The sequence below is a fragment of the Bradyrhizobium sp. CCGUVB14 genome, from assembly GCF_024199935.1.
Classification (GTDB): Bacteria; Pseudomonadota; Alphaproteobacteria; order Rhizobiales; family Xanthobacteraceae; genus Bradyrhizobium.
Map to the genome: position 1 here is coordinate 261099 of NZ_JANADS010000001.1, position 22386 is coordinate 283484.

25 protein-coding genes and 1 tRNA gene are annotated in these 22386 nt (G+C 61.6%); 11 read left to right on the forward strand and 15 right to left on the reverse strand.

Annotated elements, in window-relative coordinates; genetic code table 11:
• Position 1: 1 nt before the first annotated feature.
• The 6 genes from NLM32_RS01215 to NLM32_RS01240 all read right to left on the reverse strand — a co-directional run bounded on the left by NLM32_RS01215 (position 2) and on the right by NLM32_RS01240 (position 3826).
• A complete protein-coding gene (locus tag NLM32_RS01215; protein WP_027535364.1) occupies positions 2-340 on the reverse strand; it encodes a P-II family nitrogen regulator in 339 nt (112 codons plus the stop codon).
• A 404-nt stretch (positions 341-744) separates the two neighbouring features.
• On the reverse strand, positions 745-1347 hold the full coding sequence (locus NLM32_RS01220) for an ATP-dependent Clp protease proteolytic subunit (RefSeq protein ID WP_097660508.1): 603 nt from the start codon (positions 1345-1347) through the stop codon (positions 745-747).
• Between the two features lie 42 nt (positions 1348-1389).
• The gene (locus tag NLM32_RS01225; protein WP_254127404.1) at positions 1390-1740 is read right to left on the reverse strand and encodes an SRPBCC domain-containing protein; all 351 of its coding nucleotides are present in this window, start codon (positions 1738-1740) and stop codon (positions 1390-1392) included.
• Positions 1737-2051, reverse strand: coding sequence for a helix-turn-helix transcriptional regulator (locus NLM32_RS01230; RefSeq protein ID WP_018646000.1), 315 nt, complete (start codon positions 2049-2051; stop codon positions 1737-1739). Before NLM32_RS01230 ends, NLM32_RS01225 begins: the two co-directional genes overlap by 4 nt.
• A gap of 56 nt (positions 2052-2107) precedes the next feature.
• On the reverse strand, positions 2108-3409 hold the full coding sequence (locus NLM32_RS01235) for an ammonium transporter (protein ID WP_254127405.1): 1302 nt from the start codon (positions 3407-3409) through the stop codon (positions 2108-2110).
• A gap of 78 nt (positions 3410-3487) precedes the next feature.
• Positions 3488-3826, reverse strand: a complete 339-nt coding sequence (locus NLM32_RS01240) for a P-II family nitrogen regulator (protein ID WP_008142802.1) — start codon at positions 3824-3826, stop codon at positions 3488-3490.
• Between the two features lie 246 nt (positions 3827-4072).
• Here NLM32_RS01240 and NLM32_RS01245 point away from each other — a divergent pair, with 246 nt between their 5' ends.
• On the forward strand, positions 4073-4963 hold the full coding sequence (locus NLM32_RS01245; RefSeq protein WP_254127406.1) for a DUF4339 domain-containing protein: 891 nt from the start codon (positions 4073-4075) through the stop codon (positions 4961-4963).
• A 48-nt stretch (positions 4964-5011) separates the two neighbouring features.
• Here NLM32_RS01245 and tesB read toward each other — a convergent pair whose 3' ends face one another.
• Positions 5012-5875, reverse strand: coding sequence for an acyl-CoA thioesterase II (tesB, locus tag NLM32_RS01250; RefSeq protein ID WP_254127407.1), 864 nt, complete (start codon positions 5873-5875; stop codon positions 5012-5014).
• Positions 5876-6013: 138 nt separating this feature from the next.
• Between tesB and NLM32_RS01255 the strand changes: the two genes are divergently transcribed.
• Positions 6014-7231, forward strand: a complete 1218-nt coding sequence (locus NLM32_RS01255; protein ID WP_254127408.1) for a ubiquinone biosynthesis hydroxylase — start codon at positions 6014-6016, stop codon at positions 7229-7231.
• A gap of 209 nt (positions 7232-7440) precedes the next feature.
• On the opposite strand, the gene NLM32_RS01260 is transcribed toward NLM32_RS01255, so the two are convergent.
• Positions 7441-7638, reverse strand: coding sequence for a Trm112 family protein (locus NLM32_RS01260; RefSeq protein WP_018459670.1), 198 nt, complete (start codon positions 7636-7638; stop codon positions 7441-7443).
• Between the two features lie 58 nt (positions 7639-7696).
• A complete protein-coding gene (locus NLM32_RS01265; RefSeq protein ID WP_254127409.1) occupies positions 7697-8227 on the reverse strand; it encodes a TetR/AcrR family transcriptional regulator in 531 nt (176 codons plus the stop codon).
• A 90-nt stretch (positions 8228-8317) separates the two neighbouring features.
• Between NLM32_RS01265 and NLM32_RS01270 the strand changes: the two genes are divergently transcribed.
• The 4 genes from NLM32_RS01270 to NLM32_RS01285 all read left to right on the forward strand — a co-directional run bounded on the left by NLM32_RS01270 (position 8318) and on the right by NLM32_RS01285 (position 12512).
• Positions 8318-8668 carry a hypothetical protein gene (locus tag NLM32_RS01270; RefSeq protein ID WP_254127410.1) on the forward strand — a complete coding sequence of 117 codons (351 nt, stop codon included), beginning with the start codon at positions 8318-8320 and terminating at the stop codon, positions 8666-8668.
• Between the two features lie 208 nt (positions 8669-8876).
• Positions 8877-9155, forward strand: a complete 279-nt coding sequence (locus tag NLM32_RS01275) for a PepSY domain-containing protein (RefSeq protein ID WP_254127411.1) — start codon at positions 8877-8879, stop codon at positions 9153-9155.
• 70 nt (positions 9156-9225) lie between these two features.
• On the forward strand, positions 9226-9774 hold the full coding sequence (locus NLM32_RS01280; protein WP_375143511.1) for a cytochrome b/b6 domain-containing protein: 549 nt from the start codon (positions 9226-9228) through the stop codon (positions 9772-9774).
• 224 nt (positions 9775-9998) lie between these two features.
• A complete protein-coding gene (locus NLM32_RS01285; RefSeq protein ID WP_254127413.1) occupies positions 9999-12512 on the forward strand; it encodes an EAL domain-containing protein in 2514 nt (837 codons plus the stop codon).
• A gap of 13 nt (positions 12513-12525) precedes the next feature.
• Here NLM32_RS01285 and NLM32_RS01290 read toward each other — a convergent pair whose 3' ends face one another.
• Positions 12526-13203 (reverse strand): LON peptidase substrate-binding domain-containing protein, encoded by a 678-nt coding sequence (locus tag NLM32_RS01290; protein ID WP_254127414.1) that lies wholly within the window; start codon positions 13201-13203, stop codon positions 12526-12528.
• Positions 13204-13227: 24 nt separating this feature from the next.
• Positions 13228-14148: a thioredoxin gene (gene trxA / locus NLM32_RS01295; protein WP_254127415.1), complete on the reverse strand. Its 921-nt coding sequence runs from the start codon at positions 14146-14148 to the stop codon at positions 13228-13230.
• Positions 14149-14422: 274 nt separating this feature from the next.
• On the opposite strand from trxA, the gene NLM32_RS01300 reads away from it, so the two are divergent.
• The 4 genes from NLM32_RS01300 (at position 14423) to NLM32_RS01315 (ending at position 17249) form a co-directional block, all read left to right on the forward strand.
• Positions 14423-14497 (forward strand) — tRNA-Gly (locus NLM32_RS01300).
• 190 nt (positions 14498-14687) lie between these two features.
• The gene (locus NLM32_RS01305; protein ID WP_254127416.1) at positions 14688-15995 is read left to right on the forward strand and encodes a tyrosine-type recombinase/integrase; all 1308 of its coding nucleotides are present in this window, start codon (positions 14688-14690) and stop codon (positions 15993-15995) included.
• A gap of 59 nt (positions 15996-16054) precedes the next feature.
• On the forward strand, positions 16055-16378 hold the full coding sequence (locus NLM32_RS01310; protein ID WP_254127417.1) for a hypothetical protein: 324 nt from the start codon (positions 16055-16057) through the stop codon (positions 16376-16378).
• 91 nt (positions 16379-16469) lie between these two features.
• Complete coding sequence (locus NLM32_RS01315) at positions 16470-17249, forward strand: hypothetical protein (RefSeq protein WP_254127418.1); 780 nt, start codon at positions 16470-16472, stop codon at positions 17247-17249.
• Position 17250: 1 nt separating this feature from the next.
• Here NLM32_RS01315 and NLM32_RS01320 read toward each other — a convergent pair whose 3' ends face one another.
• From NLM32_RS01320 to NLM32_RS01335, 4 genes are all read right to left on the reverse strand, one after another.
• The gene (locus NLM32_RS01320) at positions 17251-18114 is read right to left on the reverse strand and encodes a nucleotidyltransferase (RefSeq protein ID WP_254127419.1); all 864 of its coding nucleotides are present in this window, start codon (positions 18112-18114) and stop codon (positions 17251-17253) included.
• 84 nt (positions 18115-18198) lie between these two features.
• Positions 18199-18558 (reverse strand): DUF6527 family protein, encoded by a 360-nt coding sequence (locus NLM32_RS01325; protein ID WP_254127420.1) that lies wholly within the window; start codon positions 18556-18558, stop codon positions 18199-18201.
• Positions 18558-19946: a ThiF family adenylyltransferase gene (locus tag NLM32_RS01330; protein WP_254127421.1), complete on the reverse strand. Its 1389-nt coding sequence runs from the start codon at positions 19944-19946 to the stop codon at positions 18558-18560. The genes NLM32_RS01325 and NLM32_RS01330 overlap by 1 nt, the downstream gene beginning before the upstream one ends.
• Positions 19943-21019, reverse strand: a complete 1077-nt coding sequence (locus NLM32_RS01335; protein WP_254127422.1) for a multiubiquitin domain-containing protein — start codon at positions 21017-21019, stop codon at positions 19943-19945. Before NLM32_RS01335 ends, NLM32_RS01330 begins: the two co-directional genes overlap by 4 nt.
• Before the next feature lie 139 nt (positions 21020-21158).
• Between NLM32_RS01335 and NLM32_RS01340 the strand changes: the two genes are divergently transcribed.
• A complete protein-coding gene (locus tag NLM32_RS01340) occupies positions 21159-22385 on the forward strand; it encodes a DUF2130 domain-containing protein (protein ID WP_254127423.1) in 1227 nt (408 codons plus the stop codon).
• Position 22386: the final 1 nt, after the last annotated feature.

Consider the following 22386-nt stretch of genomic DNA (forward strand, 5'->3'; position numbering starts at 1 on the left):
ATCAAAGGGCCGCGGCGTCGGCCTCGCCGGTGCGGATACGGACCGCATGGTCGAGGTTGATGACGAAGATCTTGCCGTCGCCGATCTGTCCGGTTTTTGCAGCCGACGTGATGGCATCGATGGTCTTGTCGACCTGCTCAGAGGCGACAGCGACTTCGATCTTGATCTTGGGCAGGAAGCTCACGGCATATTCGGCGCCGCGGTAGATTTCCGTGTGGCCTTTCTGACGGCCATACCCCTTGACTTCCGTCACCGTGAGACCGTGAACGCCAATGGCGGTCAGGGCGTCACGGACTTCTTCCAGCTTGAATGGCTTGATAATCGCCATAACAATTTTCATGGGTCCTATCCCCGCTTGGGCCCGGTCCGGACGTGGCCGGGCGTTTCTCGACTGGTTCGCCACGAGGGAGAAGTTCACTACGCGGGCACAGCCGGGACCCTTAGAATCAAATGCCGTGCCAGATCGGGCGGCTTGCCTAACGGACTATGAAAACGGGGGTTTTCGCGTTTGACGGGTATTGCGGTGCAGTGCGCTATTACGTCGCGCTCAATCCGTGGTCAGACCTGATCAAAAATCGGGCACGACAGGCTGCCGACACAATTGCTGCCCACGCGTCGGGCAGGTTGAAGGTATTTTGTTACAGGAGAGGTCCCCCCAAGGGCCCCTCCGCGCTGCGAAATGTCGAACCGGCCCTCGGTGTGCTCACGGGATGCGCGCAACCGAGCGGACCTGGACCTGGACCGTCAGGCGGCCTCGCGCTCGGCAAAGACCCGGTCGACCAATCCCCACTCCACCCCTTGCTGGGCGGTCATGAAGTGGTCGCGGTCGAGCGTCCGCTCCACCTCTTCCTCGGTGCGCCCGCAATGCTGGGCATAGAGCCGGGTGATGCGCCGCTTGGTCTCCTGCATTTCGTTGGCATGGATCAGGATGTCGGACGCCTGGCCCTGGAAGCCGCCGAGCGGCTGATGCACGTGCAGGCTCGCATTGGGCAGCGCGGCGCGGTGACCCGGCTCGCCGGCCATCAGCAGGAACGAGCCCATCGAGCGCGCGGTGCCCATGCACAGCGTATGAACCGGCGCCTTGATGAACTGCATGGTGTCGTACATGGCGAGCCCGGAGGTGACCACGCCGCCATAGGAGTTGATGTAGAGATTGATCGGCCGGTTCGGATTCTCCGCCTCCAGGAACAGCAGTTGCGCGCAGACGAGGCCTGACATCGCATCATTGACCTCGCCGTTGAGGAAGATGATGCGTTCGCGCAGGAGCCGCGAATAGATGTCGAAGGATCGTTCGCCGCGCGCGGATTGTTCGACGACCATAGGGACGAGCTGAAGCATGTCGCGCATCGGCGACCTCCATGTCTGCAGGTGATGAAGTCTTAGTTGGTGTCAGGCCGCCGCGCGCATCAGGCAGCAATTGCTGTTGGCCGCTCGCGGGAGCGTGACCTCGCAGGCTTGCTGGATGATGCGGAAGCGCGTGCCGCCGTCCTCGTTCGGCTCGATCCGGAAGATGACGTGGCTCTCGCGAAACGGCGGTTCTGAATCGCGCATCCGGTAGCGCACCTCTTCGCCCGTGATGGTTGATTCCGGCTCGGCGCCCGCAAGGTCGCAATCCGGCAGCCAGCGCTCGCGCAGCGCCGGAATGGTCACGGCGCGCCAGACCTTTGCCGGCGGCGCATCGAATTCATATTCGAGCACCAGCTTTGCATCGGGACGATCAGTTTCGACTGCGTCGCTCATTGATCCATATCCTTCAGGAGGTCAGCGAGTGCTTCCATGCGCTTCGGCCAATAGGCGCGGTAGCGCGCAAGCCATGCCCCGATCGCCACGATTCCGTCGGGGTCGACTTCGTAATTCACAAAGCGGCCCTGCCGCTGCTCGCGCACGAGCCCAGCCGCGCGCAGCACCGAAAGATGCTGCGACATCGCCGGCTGGCTGATCTCCAAACCATCGCGCAAGGCGCTGGCGTTCAGGCTTCCGCCGGCGAGCTTCTCAAAGACTTTTCGGCGCGTCGGGTCCGCCAGCGCCTTGAAGATGTCGGCTTCGATCATGCCAACACATAAGCACGTGCTTATGTGTCGCGCAAGCCCTTCCTGACAAGCCCCGCTTACTGGAGCGCTTCGCCGTGCTGCGAGATATCGAGCCCCTCGAGCTCGTGCTCGCGCGACACGCGCAAGGGCACGAACAGGCCGACCAGCTTGAGCAGGATAAAGCTCACTCCCGCCGACCAGACGAAGGTGACGGCGACGCCGTAGAGCTGGATCAGCAATTGCTGCGGATGGCCCTCGAGCAGGCCGGCGGTGCCGCCGATCGAGCTGGTCGCGAACACGCCGGCGAGAAGCGTCCCGGTCAGCCCGCCGATGCCGTGGACGCCGAACACGTCGAGCGAATCGTCGTAATTGAAGCGGTGCTTCAACCAGGTGCAGGCCCAGTAGCAGATCCCGCCTGCGGCGATGCCGATGACGATGCCGTGCCACGGCGCGACGAAGCCGGACGCCGGCGTGATGGTGCCGAGGCCAGCCACCGCGCCCGAGATCATGCCGAGCACGGAAGGCTTGCGCCGCGTCGACCATTCGATCGCGCCCCAGGTCAACGCGCCGGAGCAGGCCGCCAGATGCGTCGCGATGATCGCCATGACCGCGCGCGAATTCGCAGCACCGGCCGAGCCGCCGTTGAAGCCGAACCAGCCGACCCACAGCAGGCCGGTGCCCATCACCGCGAGCGAGAGATCGAACGGCGAGAGATTTTCAGTGCCGTAGCCGTGACGGCGCCCCATCACCTTCGCGGCGACGAGGCCACCGGTGCCGGCCGACAGATGCACGACGAGACCGCCGGCGAAATCCAGCACGCCCATGCTGTTGAGGAAGCCGCCGCCCCACACCCAATGCGCCAGCGGAATGTAGACGAAGATGAACCAGGCGACGGAGAACAGCAGATAGGCGGAGAACCGCATCCGGTCGGCGACCGAGCCCGCGACCAGCGCCACCGTGATGATCGCAAACGTCATCTGGTAGAGCATGAACAGCGCTTCCGGGATCGTCTTCGCCGCCGGGTTGACGCTGTCCATGGTCATGCCGGCGAGAAACCAGCGGTCGAGCGAGCCGAGCCACGGGCCGTCGCCGACGAAGCACAGCGAATAGCCGAACGCGACCCAGAGAATGGAGATGATCGTCACCGCGGCGAGGCTCTGCGCCATGGTCGCGAGCACGTTCTTCTTGCGGACCATGCCGGAGTAGAACAGCGCGAGCCCCGGGATCGTCATCATCAGCACCAGCGCGGTGGCGACGATCATCCAGGCGGTGTCGGCGGTGTTGATCTCGCCCGTCGCGGCGCGCGCCGGCGAAGCCATGACCAAAGCAAATCCGATCGGCGCAGCCACAGTGGCTGCGCGGCGCAACAATCCCGCCATGTCATTTCCCCCGGCATCAATTGGCGTCGCACGCTATGGCGTCGTTGCCCGGTGCGATCGAAGAAGGCGTGTATTTATCTAGAGCGCGTCGCTGTCGGTCTCGCCGGTGCGGATGCGCAGCGCGTGGTCGATCGGCGTAACGAAGATCTTGCCGTCGCCGATCTGCCCGGTGCGGGCGGTCGCGGTGATCACGGCAACCGCCTTGTCGGCGACGTCGGAGGCGACCGCGATTTCGATCCGCAGCTTCGGCAGGAAGTTCACGACATATTCCGCACCGCGATAGATCTCGGTGTGACCCTTCTGGCGGCCATAGCCCTTCACCTCGGTCACGGTCATGCCGTGGACGCCGATCGCCGTCAGGGCCTGGCGGACCTCATCGAGCTTGAAGGGTTTGATGATCGCGACGACGAGTTTCATGGTCAGGCCTATTCCCCGGGGATGCGCCGCGCCGTATGTCCCCGGCGCCGCGTCAATCTGGCATCTTTCCGGGCAAATGGCACAAAAAACTTGCAGATTGAAGCGGAAAAACGTTTGGCCAAGGGAGGCCATGTGAACGGCCGCCTCTGTACAGGGCAACGGTTCATCCTTCACAATGCATTTTTGGCATGGATGCGGTGAACCCGCACCTGCCGAGCGGTACATAAGTATTTTGGGGGGCGCTTCATGGCGAGTTGGTTCTACGCATCCGAGGGCAAGCAGCAGGGGCCCTATCCGGAGGGGCAATTCCGCGACCTGATCGCTCAGGGCGTCGTGCGCGGCGATACGCTGGTCTGGTCCGAGGGCATGGCGGGCTGGCAGAAGGCGGCCGAAATTCCCGGTCTGATGGCAGGCGGCGGCGCGCCGCCGATCATTCCCGCCGGAGGGCCGCCGATGATGGGCGGCGGAAGCTATACCGGTGCCGGCAGTGCGGCGGGCGGATCGCTGTCGGTCGATTTCGGCATCCTCGACTTCACCTGGCGAACACTGGTGATGGTGATCGGCTCGTGCTTCATCATCCCGATTCCGTGGCTGTTCGTCTGGTACACGCAATGGATCGTGTCCTGCGTGAGGGTCCCGGGGCGGCCGAACCTCTCCTTCACCGGCACTGCCATGGCGATCGTGCCGTGGTTCTTCGGCTTCATCGTCGCAGCCATTGTCATCGGCTACATCGGCAGCCAGATTCTGAGCACCGCATTCTACATCGTCCAGATCGTCCTCTACTGGATGCTGCTGAAATGGCTGATCGCCAACATCGCCTCCAACGGGCAGCCGCTCGGCCTCAGCTTCACCGGCTCGGTGCTGGCCTATATCGGCTGGAACCTGCTGTTCGCGATCTCCATCATCACCATCATCGGATGGGCCTGGGTCGCCGCGGCACAGCTGCGCTGGACCTATCGCAACATCCAGGGCACGCGTCGCGAGATCATCTTCCGGGGCAGCGGTCTCGGGATTCTCTGGCGCGGAATCGTGGCCGCGATCCTTTGCAGCTTCATCATCCCGATCCCGTGGGTCTATCGCTGGATCATGAACTGGTTCGCATCGCAGACCGAGCTCGCGCCGCGCGGCGCGATGTAAGCACGACCCAAACAGCCCCGAGCGCGATTGTTCGCGCTTGGGGCGCGATCAGCTCCGCCTCTCGCGCACGGAGCCTTCCTGCGCCACCGAGGCCACCAGCGTGCCGTCGGGCTTGAAGATGAGACCGCGCGACAGGCCGCGGCCGCCGCGCGCGTTCGGCGAATCCTGGGCGTAGAGCAGCCATTCGTCGGCGCGGAACGGGCGGTGAAACCACATCGCGTGATCGAGGCTCGCCGGCATCATCTGCTTGTCGAACAGCGTGCGGCCGTAGCGTGCCATGATCGCGTCAAGCAACGAGAAGTCCGACGCATAGGCCAGCGCGCAAAGATGCAGCGCGGGATCGTCAGGAAGTTTCGCAGCCGTGCGGATCCAGATGTGGATGCGACCGTCGTCGACCTTCTGGCCGAAATAGCGGCCGATCTCGACGGGGCGCAATTCGATCGGCCGATCCATCTCGTAATAGCGGCGGATGAACTCCGGCATTTCCTTGAAGATCGGCTGCTTTGCGACCTCCTCCGCCGTCAGCTTCTCCGGCGGCGGCACATCCGGCATCTTATCCTGGTGATCGAAGACGCTCGCCTCCTCCGCATGGAACGAAACCATGATCGAGAAGATCGCATTGCCGTGCTGGATCGCGGTGACGCGGCGCGTGGAGTAGCTCTTGCCGTCGCGCAGGCGCTCGACCTGGTAGATGATCGGAACCCGCGGGTCGCCCGGCAGGATGAAATAGCAATGCAGCGAATGCGGCAGCCGCCCCTCGACGGTGCGGCAGGCCGCGACCATCGCCTGTCCGATCACCTGGCCGCCAAAGACCCGCTGCCAGTCCGTCTTCGGGCTGTTGCCGCGGAACAGGTTTACCTCGAGCTGTTCGAGGTCGAGGATCGAGATGAGGTCGAACAGGCTTTTGGACATGGCGTGAACTTTCTTGCCGTCATTCGGAGGCCGGATGCTCCGGAATGACACATTCGGGCCGTTCCGCCCTTGTTTCACCGCACTGTTTCGCCCACCTCAAGTCTGCTAGCAAGACCAAGAGTTGGCCGGGAATTTGGTATGTCACAGAATAGCATAGTCATTGGCGGCGGCGCGTTTGCGGGCCTGGCGCTCGCACTTGCCTTGCGCCAGGGGCTCGGACCCGAGATCCCAGTCATCGTCGCCGACCCTGCGCTTGCCACACGGCCGAGCCGCGATCCCCGCGCCACCGCGATCGTTGCGGCCTGCCGCCGCCTGTTCGAGGCGCTCGGCGCCTGGGACGACGTCAAGGCCGAGGTTCAGCCGATCCTCGACATGGTCGTCACCGATTCCAAGCTCGAGGACGCCACCCGCCCGGCATTCCTGAATTTCGCCGGCGACGTCGCGCCCGGCGAGCCCTTTGCGCATATGGTCGAGAACCGCCGCCTGATCGATGCGCTGGTCGTCCGCGCCGAAGCTGAAGGGATCGATCTCCGCGCGACGATTGTTGCGTCCTACGACGCGAGCGCCGATGGCGTCGACGTGACGCTCGGCGACGGCAGCAAGATTGCCGCGAGCCTGCTGGTCGCGGCCGATGGCGCGAAGTCGAAGCTGCGCGAGCGTGCCGGCATCGCCACCCATGGCTGGGAATACGATCAATCCGGCATCGTCGTCACCGTCGGCCATGAGCGCGATCACGACGGACGCGCCGAAGAGCATTTTCTCCCCGCGGGGCCGTTTGCGATCCTGCCGCTCGCAGGCAAGCGATCGTCGCTGGTGTGGACCGAGCGCCGCGCCGAGGCCGCGCGCATCATCGGTTTGAGCGAAGACGAATTTCACGGCGAGCTCGAACGCCGTTTTGGTTTGCATCTCGGCGAGATCAAGGCGCTCGACAAGCCGCGTGCGTTTCCGCTGTCCTATTTCGTCGCGCGCTCCTTCGTCGCCGAGCGCCTCGCGCTGGTCGGCGATTCCGCCCACGTCATTCACCCGATCGCGGGGCAAGGCCTCAACATGGGGCTGAAGGATGTCGCAGCCTTGGCCGAAGTCGTGGTCGATGCCGCGCGGCTCGGCATGGATCTCGGCGGCGCCGATGTGCTCGAGCGCTATCAGCGCTGGCGTCGCTTCGACACCATGGCGATGGGCGTTGCCACCAACTCGCTGAACTTCCTGTTCTCCAACCAGTCGACGCTGTTGCGCACGGTGCGCGATATCGGCCTCGGTATCGTCGACCGCACCCCGCCGCTGAAGAATCTGTTCATCCGCCAGGCGGCGGGTTTGACGGGTGAGATCCCGAAATTGCTGAAGGGCGAGGCGCTGTAGGGAGCTCCCTCCTCGTCGTCCCGGACAAGCGAAGCGCAGATCCGGGACCCATACGCCGCAGCAAGAGTTTTGCGAAGACTCGGAGTCACCAGCTTCGCCCCGAACCACGCCCTGTGGTTATGGGTCCCGGCCCCCCGTGCGCAATTGCGCACTAGGCCGGGACGACAGCGAGAGTGTTGCGACGCTATCGCGTAAATCTCGCGCCGGTCTCAATCGATCTTCCGCGCCTCTTCCGGCAGCATGATCGGGATGCCGTCGCGGATCGGATAAGCGAGTTTTGCGGACCGCGAGATCAGCTCCTGCTTGGCCGCGTCGAATTCCAGCGGGCCCTTGGTCAGCGGGCAGACCAGGATCTCCAGCAGTTTGGGATCGACGCTGGCTTCGGGGCGTTCGGTGGGCGCGTTCATGGGGGTCTCCGGCGATCGGCTGCCTGTAGCATAGAATAATTCGCCCGCCCATCGCGGGCTAGGCCGAGACCATCCGCTGGATCTCGTCGAGCAGGCCCTGCAGGCGTGCGGCCGGCACCGGCGCAGCCGAGAGCGCATAGCCCAAAAACGTCCAGTACAGGATCTGCGCGCGGGCCTGCGCGCTTGAGGCGGGGAATCCGCGTCGTTGCAGCAGGGCCTCGATATAGTCGAGCCTGCGGCGGTCGATGGCGCGGACGGCCGCCTGCGCCGCCGGATCGAACGCCGCCCAGTTGCGCACCGCGCGCTCCAGGTCGAGCCGGGCGCCGAAGGTCCGGCGCAGCAGCGCCGTCAGCGGCTCGTCGCTATCGGCCTCGACGCGCGCGATGATCTCCTCGGCGGCGATCTCGCGCCAGCGCTTCAGGATGGCCGCGTGGAATGCGCCGAGATCGGCAAAATGCCAGTAAAAGCTGCCCCGGGAGACGCCCATGGCTTTTGCCAATGGATCGGCCTTCAGCGCGGTGAAGCCGCTCCTGGTGAGTGCCTTGAGGCCCTGGCTGATCCAGTCGTCGGCGGAAAGCTGGTCGGTCATGTCGGGTTCCGAAGTCGGGCCATACACTAGTGTATTGACAGGCGGCAGGCCAGCCTCTATCTCACCATACACAGATGTATGGAGACTTCGATGCGTGATCTCTTGCTCCAGTGCGCCGGAATCCTCGCCATCGTGGTGGCCGTCATCCATGGCGTCCTCGGCGAGACCAAGGTTTTTCCCCGCGCCACGATCGAGCCGCCGCGGCTCCGCACCCTGATCCGCCTGGTCTGGCAGGCCTCGACCGTCGCCTGGATCGGCTGTGGCGTGCTCCTGATCGCGACGCCCTGGATGGACTCCGCGCCGGCGCGCCGCTGGATCGTCCTCACCATGATCTGCGTGTTCGGCTTCTCCGCCTGCGCCAATGCATGGGCGACGCGTGGCCGCCATTTCGGCTGGATGGCGCTGAGCGTGGTCGTGGCGATGGCGGTGGCCGGCTACTGAGGGCGGTGCGGAATTGTACCCCCGTCGAATCCGTGAGACGTAAGGCCGCAGCGCGCCGCAAAACCCGCCCTGCCCTCGGACCGCGCTGATGTTTTGGCGACCGTTAGAATATCTCTAAGGCATCGCGGCTCCGAACCCCGATTGACTTCACCCTCTCCTTTGTTTCCTTCGGGCGCGCTTCGCGCACACGACAGAGGAGGAGACATTCGTGAGAGTCATTCGTGTTCTTGCCATCGCACTGACGGTCGGGATCGGCATGGGGTCGACGGCGATGGCCGACGGTTTCAAGAACTGCACCAAGCTCGACAAGGCGTCGTGGAAGCCGGCGAGCGAAGCCGAAGCCAAGGCCAAGGCACTGGGCTACGAAGTGCGCCGCTCCAAGATCGAAGGCTCGTGCTATGAGGTCTACGGCGTCAAGGAAGGCAAGCTCTACGAGCTGTTCTACAGCCCGGAAGATCTCAGCCTGAAGCACACGATCGCCAAGTAGGCCTCTGCGCCAAAGGGTGGTCAAGGGTGGTCCCGGCTTGAACGACAAAGCGCTGCGAGAGACGCGCGGGGTGTCCGACCGACGCCCCGCGGATCGGACGGTGGCGGTCTGGGACCTTCCGCTGCGGCTCTGGCACTGGGCGCTCGCGGCCAGTGTCCTGGCCGCGTGGTTCACGCCCACCGTCTACGACAGCCTTCACCGCATCGTCGGCTACACCGTCATCGGGCTTTTGGCGTTCCGCCTGGTCTGGGGATTTTGGGGCAGCCGCTATGCGCGCTTTCGCATGATCGGCGTCAGGCTTCGCGCTGCGCCCAACTATCTCTGGAATCTGCGTCGCGGCATCACCGGCCGCTACATCGGGCTCAATCCCGCCGGCACGTTGATGCTGGTCGCGCTGCTGCTGTCGCTCACCGTCTCGGCGATCACGGGCGCATTGTCGGTGACCGTCACCTTCTTCGGCGTCTGGTGGATCGAGGACACCCACGCTTACGCATCCGACGCCGCGATCGTCCTGGTCGTGCTGCACATCGTCGGCGTGGTCGCGATGGGCCTGCTTCAGCGCGAGAATCTGATCCGCGCGATGATCACGGGCCGCAAGCGCATCCGAAACCGTCCTTAGGCGGAACGCGCAGCGTTCGAACGGATACAGCCGCGGGCTCACTCACCCGCGTAGTTTCACGGAACTCGCACTCTCTCTTATCCGCACAACTACTGGCAACGGACGCCATTTGCCGCGCAACGTTTACCTCGCGATAGGCATGCAACTGGGCATTGCGGAAAATTAACGCAGAGCAAGTCCGACCGGATCAATTCTCGGTAGTATTGACGAGGGAGCGATATTGCATGTTCCGCGTTTTTAGCTGCCTGACGGCCGAGCACGATTGGCGGCTCGTTGTACTCGCTGGCCTGGTTTGCTTCGCTGCAAGCATTGTAGCCGTCAGCATCTTTCATCGTGCGATCGCGTCGCGCGCCTGGACGCGGCTGATCTGGATTGCGATCGCCGGTGCCGCCATCGGTTATGGAATCTGGGCCACGCATTTTGTCGCGATGCTCGCCTACGAACCCGGCGTCCCGACCGGCTACGGCCTCGTTCTGACAGCGCTGTCGCTCGCTGTGGCGATGATCCTGACGTCGGGCGGCTTCGGAGTTGCCGTCAACAACTCGGGCCGCTGGCGCGCAGCTGCCGGTGGCGGCATCATCGGCGCCGGTATCGCAAGCATGCACTATATCGGCATGTGGGCCCTCGAAGTGCCGGGTCATGTGACCTGGTCGCCGGGACTGGTGCTGGTCTCGATCGGCCTCGGCATGGTCCTGGGTTACGCGGCCCTCGCGGTCGCCATGGGCCGCAAGGGCAAGCGGGCGACCTTCGCCGCGGCGTTGCTGCTGACGCTCGCCATTGTGTCGCATCATTTCACGGCCATGGGAGCCGTGCAGATCGTTCCCGATCCGACGCTGGAAAACGATGCATTGTCGCTTTCGCCGGCCTTCCTTGCCGTTGCAATTGCGGGTGTGGCCCTGTCGGTGCTCGGGATGAGCTTCGTCGGCGTCCTGGCGGATCGTCGCCTTGCGACCCGAACCAGCAGGTTCAGGGAAATCATCAGCGAACTTTCGCGCGCCAGGCAACAGGTGGAAGACTCGCAACGGGAAATCCAGGACCAGAAACTCAGGCTGGATACGGCCATCAACAACATGGTCGAGGCGCTCTGCATGTTCGATGCGGAGAAGCGGCTGGTCGTCTGCAACGAGCGTTACGCCCGGCTCTATGGATTGCCGCCGGAGCTGCTGAAAACCGGGACCCCGCACGCCGACATCATCAGGCATCGCGTCGTGACCGGCATCCTCAAGGGTGAAGCCAGCGAAGGCGCCGCCGAGCAATTCACGACGAAACTGGCCGCGTTGCCGTTCGATGCAGTCTCGAGCAGGATAGATGAGTTCGCGGATGGTCGGTTGATCTGCGTGACGCGACAGCCGATGGCCGGCGGCGGGTGGGTGGCCACGCATCTCGATGTGACCGAGCAACGCCGGTCCGAGGCCAAGATCACCCATATGGCGCAACACGACGCGCTGACCGATCTGCCGAATCGCGTGCTGCTCAGGGAACGGATGGAGCATGCGATTGCGGTGACGCGCAACGGCGGCCTCGATCTGGCCGTGCTCATGCTCGACCTCGACCGCTTCAAGGAAGTCAACGACACCCTCGGGCATCCGGCGGGCGATGCGCTGCTGCGCGCCGTCGCTGCGCGTCTGCGCGACTGCGTCACGGAAACCGCGTTGATTGCCCGACTGGGCGGCGATGAGTTCGCCGTGATCGATTACGTGACCAACCCGGTCGTCGAGGCCGCCGCCCTCGCCGAGAACATCAGGAAGGCGCTTTGCGAACCCTTCGATCTCGACGATCACCGCGTCACGGTGGGTACCAGCATCGGCATTGCCATCGCGCCGCGCGATGGCGACGATTCCGACGTGCTCATGAAGAGCGCGGATCTCGCCCTCTACTCGGCCAAGAGTGGTGGACGTGGCGCATTCCGTTTCTTCGAGCCCGAACTCGACGAGCTCATGCATGCGCGGCGCAACCTGGAGCGCGACATGCGGGATGCGCTCGCCGGCCGCGAATTCGAGCTGCACTACCAGCCGTTCGTCGATACCGCGACCGGCGAGATCCTCGGCTTCGAGGCCCTGCTGCGCTGGCATCACCCGCGGCGAGGCCTGGTCATGCCCGGCGAATTCATCCCGCTCGCGGAGGAGGCTGGCCTGATCGTGCCGCTGGGAGAATGGATCCTGAGGACCGCATGTCGCGAAGCCGCCAAATGGCCCGCCCATCTCAGGATCGCCATCAACCTGTCTCCGGCCCAATTCAGGAGCAAGGAGCTTGTCCCTGTCATCGTCGGCGCACTGGCGAGTTCGGGAGTTGCGCCACACCGGCTCGAGCTCGAGGTGACCGAGACGGTCATTATGCACGACAGCGAAGCCGTCTTCGCAGCACTTGGCCAGCTGCGCGAGCTCGGCGTGCGCGTAGCCCTGGACGATTTCGGCACCGGTTATTCATCGCTGAGCTTTCTGCAGAGATTCCCGTTCGACAAGATCAAGGTCGACCGCAGCTTCGTCAACGAACTGTCCAGCGCAAGCGCGGACGCGCATCATCTCGCGCGGGCGGTCGTTCGCTTCGCGGTCAGCCTCGGCAAGACGACGACCGCCGAAGGCGTCGAAACGAAGGAGCAGCTCGATATTCTCCGCGAGGAAGGCTGTGCCGAAACCCAGGGCTATTATTTCAGCCGGCCGATGCCCGGATCCGGCGTCGCGAAAATCCTGAGGCGGGGTGCCAAGCGAGGTGACAAGGCAGCCGTCTGCGCGGCGTGAGCCCTCGTATCCCTTACTGCAACGGTGGATCGCCGCTGGTGCGTTTCTTGGCGAGGTCCATCTCGGTCACCGCGATCAAGATCTCGGCGCGGGTCTTCAAATCCGGCGCTTCCAGCATCGCCTGCTTTTCGGCGGGGCCGTAGGGCGACATCATCGCCAGCGCATTGACCAGCGCCTCGTTGGGCGCGCTCTCGACGCCTTCCCAGTCGACCTTGAGATTGTTGGCTTTCAAAAAGTCCGCCAGCACCGTCAGCAGCGCCTCGCGATCGACTTCGTCCTCGCCCTTGCGCGCGGTGAAGTCGTCGACGTAGGCGAAGAAGTCCACCTTGCACTGCCGGTAGGCGGTCAGCACCTCGAGCTCCTCGACCACCTTGAAGCGTGCGACGCCGGTGAGCTCGAGGATGTAGCGGCCGTCGCCGGATTCGGCGAGCTGGGTGATGCGACCGACGCAGCCGACGCGGAACAGCGCCGGCCTGTCGGAATTTTTCGGCGAATGCGCCGCGTCCGGCTGGATCATGCCGATCAGGCGATGGCCATCGCGAAAACTGTCGTCGACCATCGCCAGATAGCGCGGCTCGAAGATGTTGAGCGGCATCTGGCCGCGCGGCAACAGCAGCGCGCCCGGCAACGGAAACACCGGGATGATTTCCGGAAGGTCGGCGGGGCCGCGATATTCGATGTTGATCGGCATCTGGTCCCCGCTGACGCGCTAATCCTATGAAAACAGGATCGTCGACAAGCGCTTGCGCCCCTCGACGGTCGCTTCGTCCGCACCGCCCCAGGCCTCGAAGAACTGCACCAGCTGCTTGCGGGCGCCGTCGTCGTTCCATTTGCGGTCGCGCTTGACGATCGCGAGCAGCTGCTCGGTGGCGGCGGCACGGTTGCCCTGCGCATTCAGCGCGGTGGCGAGGTCGAAGCGGGCCTGATGATCGAGCGGGTTTGCGGCGACTTTCTGTTCCAGCTCGGTGACGGGCCCGAGCTGTTCCGCCTGCTCGGCGAGGTCGATCGCGGTCTGCACGGCCTTCACGGCCGCATCGTTGCGCTTGGATTCCGGCACCATGGCCAGGGTCTGCTTGGCCTGCTCCATCGCACCGGAGGTGACGTAGCATTTGGCGAGGCCGGCAAGCGCTGCGATGTTGGTCGAATCGTACTGGAGCACTTCGGCGTAGATCTGGGCTGCGGCTGCGGCGTCGCCCTCGGCGAGAACGGCCTCGGCCTCCTGCAGAATCTCGGCGATGTTGGGCTCGCCGGGTGCCGTCACGCCCTTGGTCACCTTTTCGATGAAGGCATTGATCTGGCTCTCCGGCACCGCGCCCATGAAGCCGTCGGCGGGCTGGCCGTTGACGAAGGCGATCACGGCCGGGATCGACTGGATGCCCATCTGGCCCGGGATCGCCGGATGCTGGTCGATGTTCATCTTGACCAGCTTGACCTTGCCCTTGGCCGCCTTGACGGCCTTTTCGAGCACGGGGGTGAGCTGCTTGCAGGGGCCGCACCACTCCGCCCAGAAGTCGATCAGCACCGGCTGGCGCTTCGATTCCTCGATGACGTCCTTCACGAAGGTCTGTGTGGTGGTGTCCTTGATCAGATCGGCTGCAGCCGGGCTCGCTCCGTTACCCTGGTCGATGATCGTCACGGGATCCCCTCGTCTGATGTCTGGAATGGCGGGTCTTTAGCACGTCGCCATCACATATGCTTCGTTTCAGGCCCTAAAATTGGGCCGGGTCGGCCGAATTTCAATCCGTCCGCGGCGATTCGGTGGTTCCGGAGCATTTTGGGGTGATTCGACCGGATTTGGGCTCATATTGGGGCTCCGAAAACGTACTGATGCCGCCGGTAGCTGTTGCAATCGCCTCCCGCTTTTGGCATACGACAGCCGTTGCCGGCGCGTCATGCGACCGACACAGGATGCGGGTGTAGCTCAGTGGTAGAGCACGACCTTGCCAAGGTCGGGGTCGAGGGTTCGAGCCCCTTCGCCCGCTCCAGTTTTTCTAAACTGGTCGTCTGAAGCGCTCTCCCACCCCGGAGAGCTTCGTATGAAATTACCAAATATTCCCAATGGGAAAGCACAAGCCGCTGTTAGGCTTGAAGCTTCCCGTTTGGCGTTTCGCCGTCTGCGCTTTTCGCAGCGTCTAACAAAACGGCCAACAAAACGTCCAACACCGGCCCGCTCCGATGGCTGATTTTCTCACCCGCCGTCATGGCACTTGGCATTTCGTTCGGCGTGTTCCGACCGAATTTGCCGCGTTCGACGCCCGAGGAATCATCCGGCACTCGACCAAAATCCGGATCGCCGACGACCGGAATGGCCGCCGCGCATCCGGCGTGGCCGACAAGCTGAACCGGGAGTTGGAGGCCTTTTGGAAAGCAAAGCTAGGCAATGCGTTCGGCGATGAGGTGAGTCGGTACGAGCTGGCCCGTCAGCAAGTGCGATCCCTGGGCTTCGAGTTGCTGGAAATGCCCCGCCTCATCGCGCTCCCGCCACAGCAGACCGTCGACCGGCTGGAAGCCCTTGCGGCCAAAGGATTGCACGAGGACCCAGCGGCGTGTGCCGCTGTCCTCGGAAGGGTGAAAGAGCCCGTGCCGCCCCTCTCGCGGCTCCAACAGGAGCACGAGGCGCTGGTCGGCGACGAACTAAAGGGCATGTCAGCCGAGCAGTTGCGGATTTGGCGGACGAGCCGCATCCGGTCGGCGCAGCAATTTGTCGACCTTGTCGGTGACAAGCCGGTGACCGAGGTAACGGAGAGTGACGGCCTCAAATACGTCGACTGGTGGCGCGACCGCGTCGTTAGTGGCGAGGCCAACGCGAAAACCGCTAACCGCGATATCGGCCAGCTTAGCCGCATGCTGAAGGACCTTCGCATCCGGCGACGCTACAAATACCCCGACATCTTCAAGGACCTTCGCTTGCGCGGAGAAACCGAGAAGTCGCGCATTCCGTTCGACAACGAATTTATCAAGGAGCAATTCTTAGGCGGCGGGCTCAATGGTCTGAACGAGGACGCCCGCTGCGTTCTCTATGTAATGATCGAAACCGGATTGCGCCCCTCCGAGATCGTGAATCTACAGGAGCACACGATCCACCTCGACGCCCCAATCCCCTACGTCGAAATCCTTCCGGACGGTCGCCACCTGAAAACAAAGGATTCGGAGCGGCAGATTCCGCTAGTGGGCGTCGCGCTCGCCGCGATGAAGCTCAGGCCGCAGGGCTTCCCTCGCTATCGGGACAAGTCATCCAGCATGTCCGGCACGCTCAACAAGTACCTAAAGGAGAACGGCCTGCGCCCGACATGCGAGCACACCGTTTATTCTTTGCGGCACAGCTTCAAGGATCGGTTAGTCGCAGCCGAAGCGCCGGACAGCTTGATTGATAGCCTGATGGGTCACCGCTCGGGCAAATCTAAGTACGGCAAGGGTCCGGCACTTGAGCTTAAGCACAAGTTCTTGGAGCGGATCGCGTTCGCCTGTCCCGCGCGGCTATAAGATTCGAGCAAGCGACGGGCACGGTCTTTCGTGCCCTCGCGGGCTTGAAGTTCGGTCAAGTGGTTTTCAAGCTTCTCATACAGTGGGAGATAATCGTCGCCATCGCGCTCAATCAAATAGGCAAGGAGAAGAAGAGCACGTTCGATACGCGCAATTCCAACTTGGCGGTGTACGACATTCTGCATGATTGCTGCGATCTTGGTTACGGTCCCTCTATTCTGTTCTGTCGCGTTCCCGACGACAGAGGGCATAGCCGCACCATCCCAAGTGGTGCAGCAAATTCCGCATTCCTTAAGCCTACGCGATCGAAGGTCGGCAGTTCAATGACCGGACTTGTTCAAAAAAATAATCTAATGGGCGGTTTGATGTTGCTGCTCGCCTAGAGCTAACTATGCTCATCAAAACGCTTTCATCTTGGTAGTCCTGATGGTCGTCTGCTACATTCAAGACGAACAGAATACGAGATGCAGTTTTATGAGCGAATTGCCCCCAACGAGACATGATCCCATCGGCGAGCGTCATTTTAAGCCGCTCGAAATCGCAGATCGCGTGTCGGACATTTTCTTTTATGTCGCAGCGGTGTTGTCATTCGCAGCGCTTTTGGTCGAGAAAACCGAGCATCCGATTCTCTATGACCTCGTCCAGATCGCCTTTGTCCTGGTAGTCCTTACCGTGTTTTTTTCCGGTATTGCGATCAAGCTTTACTGGCGTCCGTCAGCCGAAGATCGGCGTCGCGCCGAATTGATTAGCAATGCTTCGCAGGTCGCTCTGACCGCAGAAAAGACCGAGGGGTACTACAACAACGCGGAAATCGACCCTATCCGACGCCTTGGCGTCATCGTTATGGAGAACAGCCACTTTAGCAAAGCTATAGCTTTGAAGATGCTGTTTTGGGAACGGACGCGAATTGCCGCCTACGTGGTTCTGTTCTTGATTGCCGTCTTATATCGGAAGACGGACCTTGCAATTGCATCGACTGCCGCGCAGGCCGTGTTCAGTGAGCAGTTACTATCGCGTTGGCTACGCCTCGAATGGTTTCGGATACGATGCGAAAGCGTTTTCAATCAGGCCTACGCACTCTTTCAAAGCTCGCCGTCGAAGAAAATCCTCCTCGCTAAAGTCATTGAGCTCTTTGGCCTCTATGAGACCGGCAAAGCCAACGCGGGCATTAGCCTGTCGTCTAAAATCTTCTTTGCAAACAACGAAACACTCTCTCGCGAGTGGGAACAAATCAAAGCTGCGCTGAAGCTTTGATTTACCCGTAAGCGGGAAAGTAATCGCCGAAAATCTTTCGCCATTCGCCATAAGCGGCTTCGATCTTGCCGCCACGCGCATATTCCTCGGCCTTGATCGCGCGATTGTATGCAGTCGTGAAGCGGCTCACCGCATCCTCGACCGTTGTGACGTTATCGAGCGGATTGATTTCATCGCCATAGCCAGCAGGATCGCGCTGCTTGAATTTCACTTTCTCCCGGCCTTTGTCGAGAACGTAGCGCACGCCGCTAGGGAAATCGTCAATCCTGATGCCGTTGAGGATATCGATCGTCATTAGCTCGAGATAGAATCCCCTGAAGGCGCTATTAATCTCCCTATTCCAACGCCGGATCATCTTAATGAGCGGCACGATATCTCCATTGTGTGCTTTGTTGGACGCCGTTGTGTGGGCTTCGTGTGCTGGCGGGTTTGTAGATATCCAATTCCCGGCGAGCGAGTTGGGGATCAGATAGCCGCCTCCCTGGCGGTTATAACAAGGCACGGCGTCGACTTTGAAATCAGAGAAAGTGAGGGTCACCGCCTGACCATTTCGGCTGATTTGTGTCCCGGTGTTATATGTCTTGAGCAGCACCGTGCGAACGCGATCGAGTAGACCGGCTGGCGTATATTTTTCGTAATATGAAGGGTCCAACACGATGAAAATGTCGACGTCTGCGTTGACAAGCGGCGCGATCATTGTTGATCGCTGATACGAACCAGCAAGAAACGACGAAAGAACCGTCATTTCCTTTTCGACGGCCTCACGGACGCGCTGCTGGCGTGTGGATACCGTTGCGGATTGCAGCCCAGTGATCTCTAAGTTTTGCTTCAGCAACGTGAAGCCAGCAGCAATTGTCGTCGCCATGATATCTCGCTTACTGCTTTTCAAGAATGAGGGTGATCTTACGCAACTGAGGTACGCCACCGCAATACTTTTGCGAGCAAAACACTATTCGCACCACTGCACGCGACCATTGCGAAGCCAGAAATGCGACCGACACCCGCGCTGCACCCATACAGACGGCTTGAGCGTCGGACGCTGTTTGGCATCAATAGAAATGTCCCAGCGGGGCTTCGCTTCTTGGACTACCAGTAGCTCGATGGTCGCACCGCAGCCACAGGGGCATCGCATGCCAACGCACCAATCTTCGTCGTCCTCGCGCGCTAGAACGAGATTGCGTTTCGGTAGCTTCGGCGGCAGGCTGTCGCTCTCAATGATCTCGATGCGTCGGTCTGGCCCGAAACCATCCCATTTCTTGCGGGTCCAGCGCCATACGCCATTTAGCGAATTCAAAATTGCCTTGAACATTATGCGGCTGCCTTTCTGGATCGCTTCAGCGCCGGGAGCCCGAGCAGCGGTTCGAGATCGCCGCGCGCCAAAAGGGAGTTATCGCCACGCCTAAAGGTGGCTTCGGCGGTGTACTCTTCCTCACAAGCCGCCAGACTAAATTCCGTGCGTGCAAAATTCTCGTTGGGATCGAGGCGAAATGGATAGGCGCGCGCGATGTACTCGTTTACTGCCGCCGCCGCCGCACGCATATTCAACGTGATGACCGCAGGGGCCTCCTCGATCAAGCCTTTGATGTAGCCCGCCTGGACCTCTTCCCGATGCTGATCGGGCGCGGTGCGGCGGAGATATTCTGCGCGGACTCTAGCGGGCGAATAAACATCGCGATCCAGAAGCGTGGAGCCGCCTGGATAGACATAGTCGATGCGTCCGCACACGTCGCCAATGGCAACAGCTTCGCCGCTTCTACGCGTCGGGATGACGACACCGACGTCAATTACCGGCATCAGAAACGAGACGCCCATCAAATCGGCGATTTGCCGGGCCTCCAACGTGTCGACGCAGCTAAACAGCACATCGCCTGTTGCGGCAAACTCGACTGCCTCGCGCGTCGTCACAGACGCGGCAACCGGAACGGCAACACCATTCCCGCGATAAGTGATGATTGCGTCCGCAAACATTTCGACCTTTAGCCGCTCCCGCGCGGCGTCATCGAGGCGAGCATTGAGAATGCGGTTCAGGTTCTTCCGTTCGATCTTGTCAAAGTCGATCAATATGATGCGTCCGAAGCCCAGCCGGGCCAGTTGCTCCGCGACAATTGAGCCCGTGCCAGACACGCCGACCACGATGGCGGTCAAGCGGCCAAGTTCAGTGGTCATTGCAGCCGTGAAGGCTAGAGGGCGACGTGCGCGCGCCTCGCCGTTGGCCCACCAGTAACGGATATCATGATGCGCGACACTCACTAGCTCGACGTCGCGCCGCTCCATCTTCGGAGAATAAGTCCGGGCGCGCACTGCTCCGCTCGGCACCATAACTGCGGAGCCATGAACGGAGCCGAACGCTTGGAATAGGCTCGGCATAACGCGTAAGTCGCTGTCATTGTCGGCAGGAGAAAATGCGAACAATCCCCCAGGATGCGAGTGCATCGCGATGATGGCGAGGTCTTGTGCCTCGGCGGCGTCGATTGCGGCTTCAAGGTAATCTCCGGGCCATATGATTTCTTCTTCCGCCCGCTGACAAGCCGCATACGGCACCGGGATGAACTGTTGGCTCAGCAGGCGGCTACGCTCGCCGGGCGTGCGCGAGCAGAGCATGAGTCCGGCGGCTTCAAGTCCGTCGCTGGGGAAAAGATGGTCCTGCGCTGCCGCGTGCAGCGCGGCAGTCAGGGTAAGGGTGTGCTGCGGGATCACTGACCAGTTTCCTTAGCCATCGCCTCATCGACGAGCGTGAGCTGGGTGGCGACGTTGTCCTTGGCCGGATTCCAGGCAACGTTCCCACGGTTGCGGGACCAGCCATGAAATTCCTGGCCACGAATGGTTCCGCGCAATTGGGTGTTCGCGATCCCGACGCCCGACGCTAAAGCCAGCGGCGGAAACGCATAGAAGCCATACAACGCCGCCTGCGGGTACGTCGGCGGAATCTCCAGCGCGAGGAGCACCAGTTTCGTCGTGAAGCCATCGGGCACCGGATAGTTGTGGATCAGCAACCAGCGGCGCTGATCGGACTCGATGATGGTCTCCCAGCGAAGCCCGAGGCGGTTGAGGTGTTCCTCGTCCGCGTCGAGCAGTTCGAAGGCCCGCGTCGGCGCGGGCGCTTCGCCGTTGCCGACGTGATCGGGGGTGAGACGCAGCTTTTCAATGCCCGGCTCGGTCAGATCGACGGTGTCGTTCAACGTCACCGGGCGCTTCTTCTGGCCGTGCACCTTGAGGAAGATGAGCCAGCCCGCGTTGGGGTCGAAACCGGCATCGACCAACGCGGTGCGCACCACAATGGACGGCGCATCCGAGATCACCGGGACGCCTTGCACGTTCAGTTCCCACGTCTGCTTACGCGACTTGAAGGTCTCGACGCCAGGGCGGCCAAGGTCGACCAGTTCGTGGCGGCCGATAACCTTGTCACGCTCATCTTCGCAATCGAGGAGCAGTTCACGATCGTCGGGGATCTGGCCGAGCTTGCGAACCGTGCCACCGGAGATGAGGCGCACCGGCCAGTCGAAGCGCTCGCCATCGACCGTGAAGCGGAACGAGCGGTCGCTCTCGACGATAACGAACCGCTCCTCGTCCGTGGTCAGGGCGACGGTCTCGGTCGGGCGGATGTCTTCCAGCTCCCCGTCGGGAAGAAAATGAAGAACCGTCGCCTGCTGGGCGGGCTTGAACCCGGCTGCCAGCGCCAACTGTTCGCCGGTGGGCGTGTTATCATCAACCTCGCCGCGGCGGAACTGAAGGTCCGCGCCGCTGTAGAGAAAAAAGTTCTTATCATGCATAGGCTTAGTTCCTTATGTTGTGTTCGATCGGGTTTCCTGAGTAGAATTTCAGGAAGCTCCCGAGTCGTCCCACTTTACATATCGGAAGCTTTAGGACAAAATAGGACCTACTTTTTACTTTGTCAAGAGGGTGATCTCTATGGCGACGCAACCGGCTTTTAGTCCTCCCACCGCTCCGCACATCCACGTCAGCGGCGAGACCTGTCCTTACTGCCAGCAAGAAATTCCGAACGAGCGCGTCGCCGAAATCCGCGAACGCTATGAGGCCGACCAACAGCGTCAGGAAAAAGAATTCGCGGCCCGGCTGGATGCACAGGTGAGTTCGATCCGAATTCAGTTCGATGAAGCGCGGAAGGCCGACATCGCCGCCCTGAACGAGCAGCACGCGACCGCAATCGCGCAGCAAAAAGCTGAGTCTGTTCTCCAGCAAAACGCAGCGCGAGAAGAGGGAAAGAAACTGGCCGATTCAGCGCTTCAGCAGCAAATCGAATTGCTGACCACTGCGCAAACCGCCTCAGCCGAAAAGGCTCAAGAGGCCGAGCAAAAGCGCCTTGAGGCCGTCGGCGAACTGACCACCTTCAAGGCGCAGCAAGAGGCCACGATCAAGCTAGCCAGGGACGAAGTCCGCACGGCCATGGAGGCGCAGAAGCTTGAAGATATAAATGCGGTGAATGCAAAGAACGCGGCGGAAGCCAAAGTTCTCAATGAAAAGATCGCAGCGCTCCAAAAGCTTGTCGATGCCGAAGAAGCCGACGGGGTCGACATTAAAGTGCTTGAGCATTTGAAGAAGGCCTATCCGAAGGATGATTTTCGGGTTGTTGGCAAGAACACAGGCGCAGAGATCATTCACACAGTCAGGAGCAACAACAAGAAGGCCTGTGGAACAATCGTTTACGATACACGAAGCCGCGATATCTGGAGTTCCAAGTTCGCATCGAATCTCCGCCAAGACATGGTCGCCGAAAAAGCGAACCATGCAGTGCTGGTAACTGGCAAGCTTCAGAAGGGCGCGGGCCATGTCCAGATTTGTGATGGCGTCGTTTGCGTTAAGCCGACCTGTGCGCTGGCGATAGCAGACATCTTGCGTAACGAGATCGTCCACAGTCACAGCCAGCGGCTAAGTGCCGAAGGGCGCGAGCGCAAAACTGAGCATCTTTACACGTACATAACGTCGGATGGATTCACAAAGCTGCTTGAATCCATGGAAGGTACGGACGAGAAATTGCTCAAGCTGGAAGAAGATGAGCAAAAAGCCCACAAGGCAATGTGGAGCAAACGTGGCTCACTTCTCAAGTCTCAACAAAGGGACCACGCCAAAATGCGCGAGCAAATCGAAGCGATCATTGAATCCTCTATCGAAGAATGAC

Excerpts from the sequence above, each read along its gene's own strand:
- NLM32_RS01230 (WP_018646000.1), bottom strand. The coding sequence starts at position 2,051 with ATGATCGAAGCCGACATCTTCAAGGCGCTGGCGGACCCGACGCGCCGA.
- NLM32_RS01240 (WP_008142802.1), bottom strand. The coding sequence starts at position 3,826 with ATGAAACTCGTCGTCGCGATCATCAAACCCTTCAAGCTCGATGAGGTC.
- NLM32_RS01225 (WP_254127404.1), bottom strand. The coding sequence starts at position 1,740 with ATGAGCGACGCAGTCGAAACTGATCGTCCCGATGCAAAGCTGGTGCTC.
- tesB (WP_254127407.1), bottom strand. The coding sequence starts at position 5,875 with ATGTCCAAAAGCCTGTTCGACCTCATCTCGATCCTCGACCTCGAACAG.
- NLM32_RS01325 (WP_254127420.1), bottom strand. The coding sequence starts at position 18,558 with ATGTTCAAGGCAATTTTGAATTCGCTAAATGGCGTATGGCGCTGGACC.
- NLM32_RS01340 (WP_254127423.1), top strand. The coding sequence starts at position 21,159 with ATGGCGACGCAACCGGCTTTTAGTCCTCCCACCGCTCCGCACATCCAC.
- NLM32_RS01290 (WP_254127414.1), bottom strand. The coding sequence starts at position 13,203 with ATGCCGATCAACATCGAATATCGCGGCCCCGCCGACCTTCCGGAAATC.
- NLM32_RS01285 (WP_254127413.1), top strand. The coding sequence starts at position 9,999 with ATGTTCCGCGTTTTTAGCTGCCTGACGGCCGAGCACGATTGGCGGCTC.
- NLM32_RS01235 (WP_254127405.1), bottom strand. The coding sequence starts at position 3,409 with ATGGCGGGATTGTTGCGCCGCGCAGCCACTGTGGCTGCGCCGATCGGA.
- NLM32_RS01245 (WP_254127406.1), top strand. The coding sequence starts at position 4,073 with ATGGCGAGTTGGTTCTACGCATCCGAGGGCAAGCAGCAGGGGCCCTAT.
- NLM32_RS01215 (WP_027535364.1), bottom strand. The coding sequence starts at position 340 with ATGAAAATTGTTATGGCGATTATCAAGCCATTCAAGCTGGAAGAAGTC.
- NLM32_RS01255 (WP_254127408.1), top strand. The coding sequence starts at position 6,014 with ATGTCACAGAATAGCATAGTCATTGGCGGCGGCGCGTTTGCGGGCCTG.
- NLM32_RS01270 (WP_254127410.1), top strand. The coding sequence starts at position 8,318 with ATGCGTGATCTCTTGCTCCAGTGCGCCGGAATCCTCGCCATCGTGGTG.
- NLM32_RS01315 (WP_254127418.1), top strand. The coding sequence starts at position 16,470 with ATGAGCGAATTGCCCCCAACGAGACATGATCCCATCGGCGAGCGTCAT.
- NLM32_RS01260 (WP_018459670.1), bottom strand. The coding sequence starts at position 7,638 with ATGAACGCGCCCACCGAACGCCCCGAAGCCAGCGTCGATCCCAAACTG.
- NLM32_RS01320 (WP_254127419.1), bottom strand. The coding sequence starts at position 18,114 with ATGGCGACGACAATTGCTGCTGGCTTCACGTTGCTGAAGCAAAACTTA.
- NLM32_RS01305 (WP_254127416.1), top strand. The coding sequence starts at position 14,688 with ATGGCTGATTTTCTCACCCGCCGTCATGGCACTTGGCATTTCGTTCGG.
- NLM32_RS01335 (WP_254127422.1), bottom strand. The coding sequence starts at position 21,019 with ATGCATGATAAGAACTTTTTTCTCTACAGCGGCGCGGACCTTCAGTTC.
- NLM32_RS01220 (WP_097660508.1), bottom strand. The coding sequence starts at position 1,347 with ATGCGCGACATGCTTCAGCTCGTCCCTATGGTCGTCGAACAATCCGCG.
- NLM32_RS01265 (WP_254127409.1), bottom strand. The coding sequence starts at position 8,227 with ATGACCGACCAGCTTTCCGCCGACGACTGGATCAGCCAGGGCCTCAAG.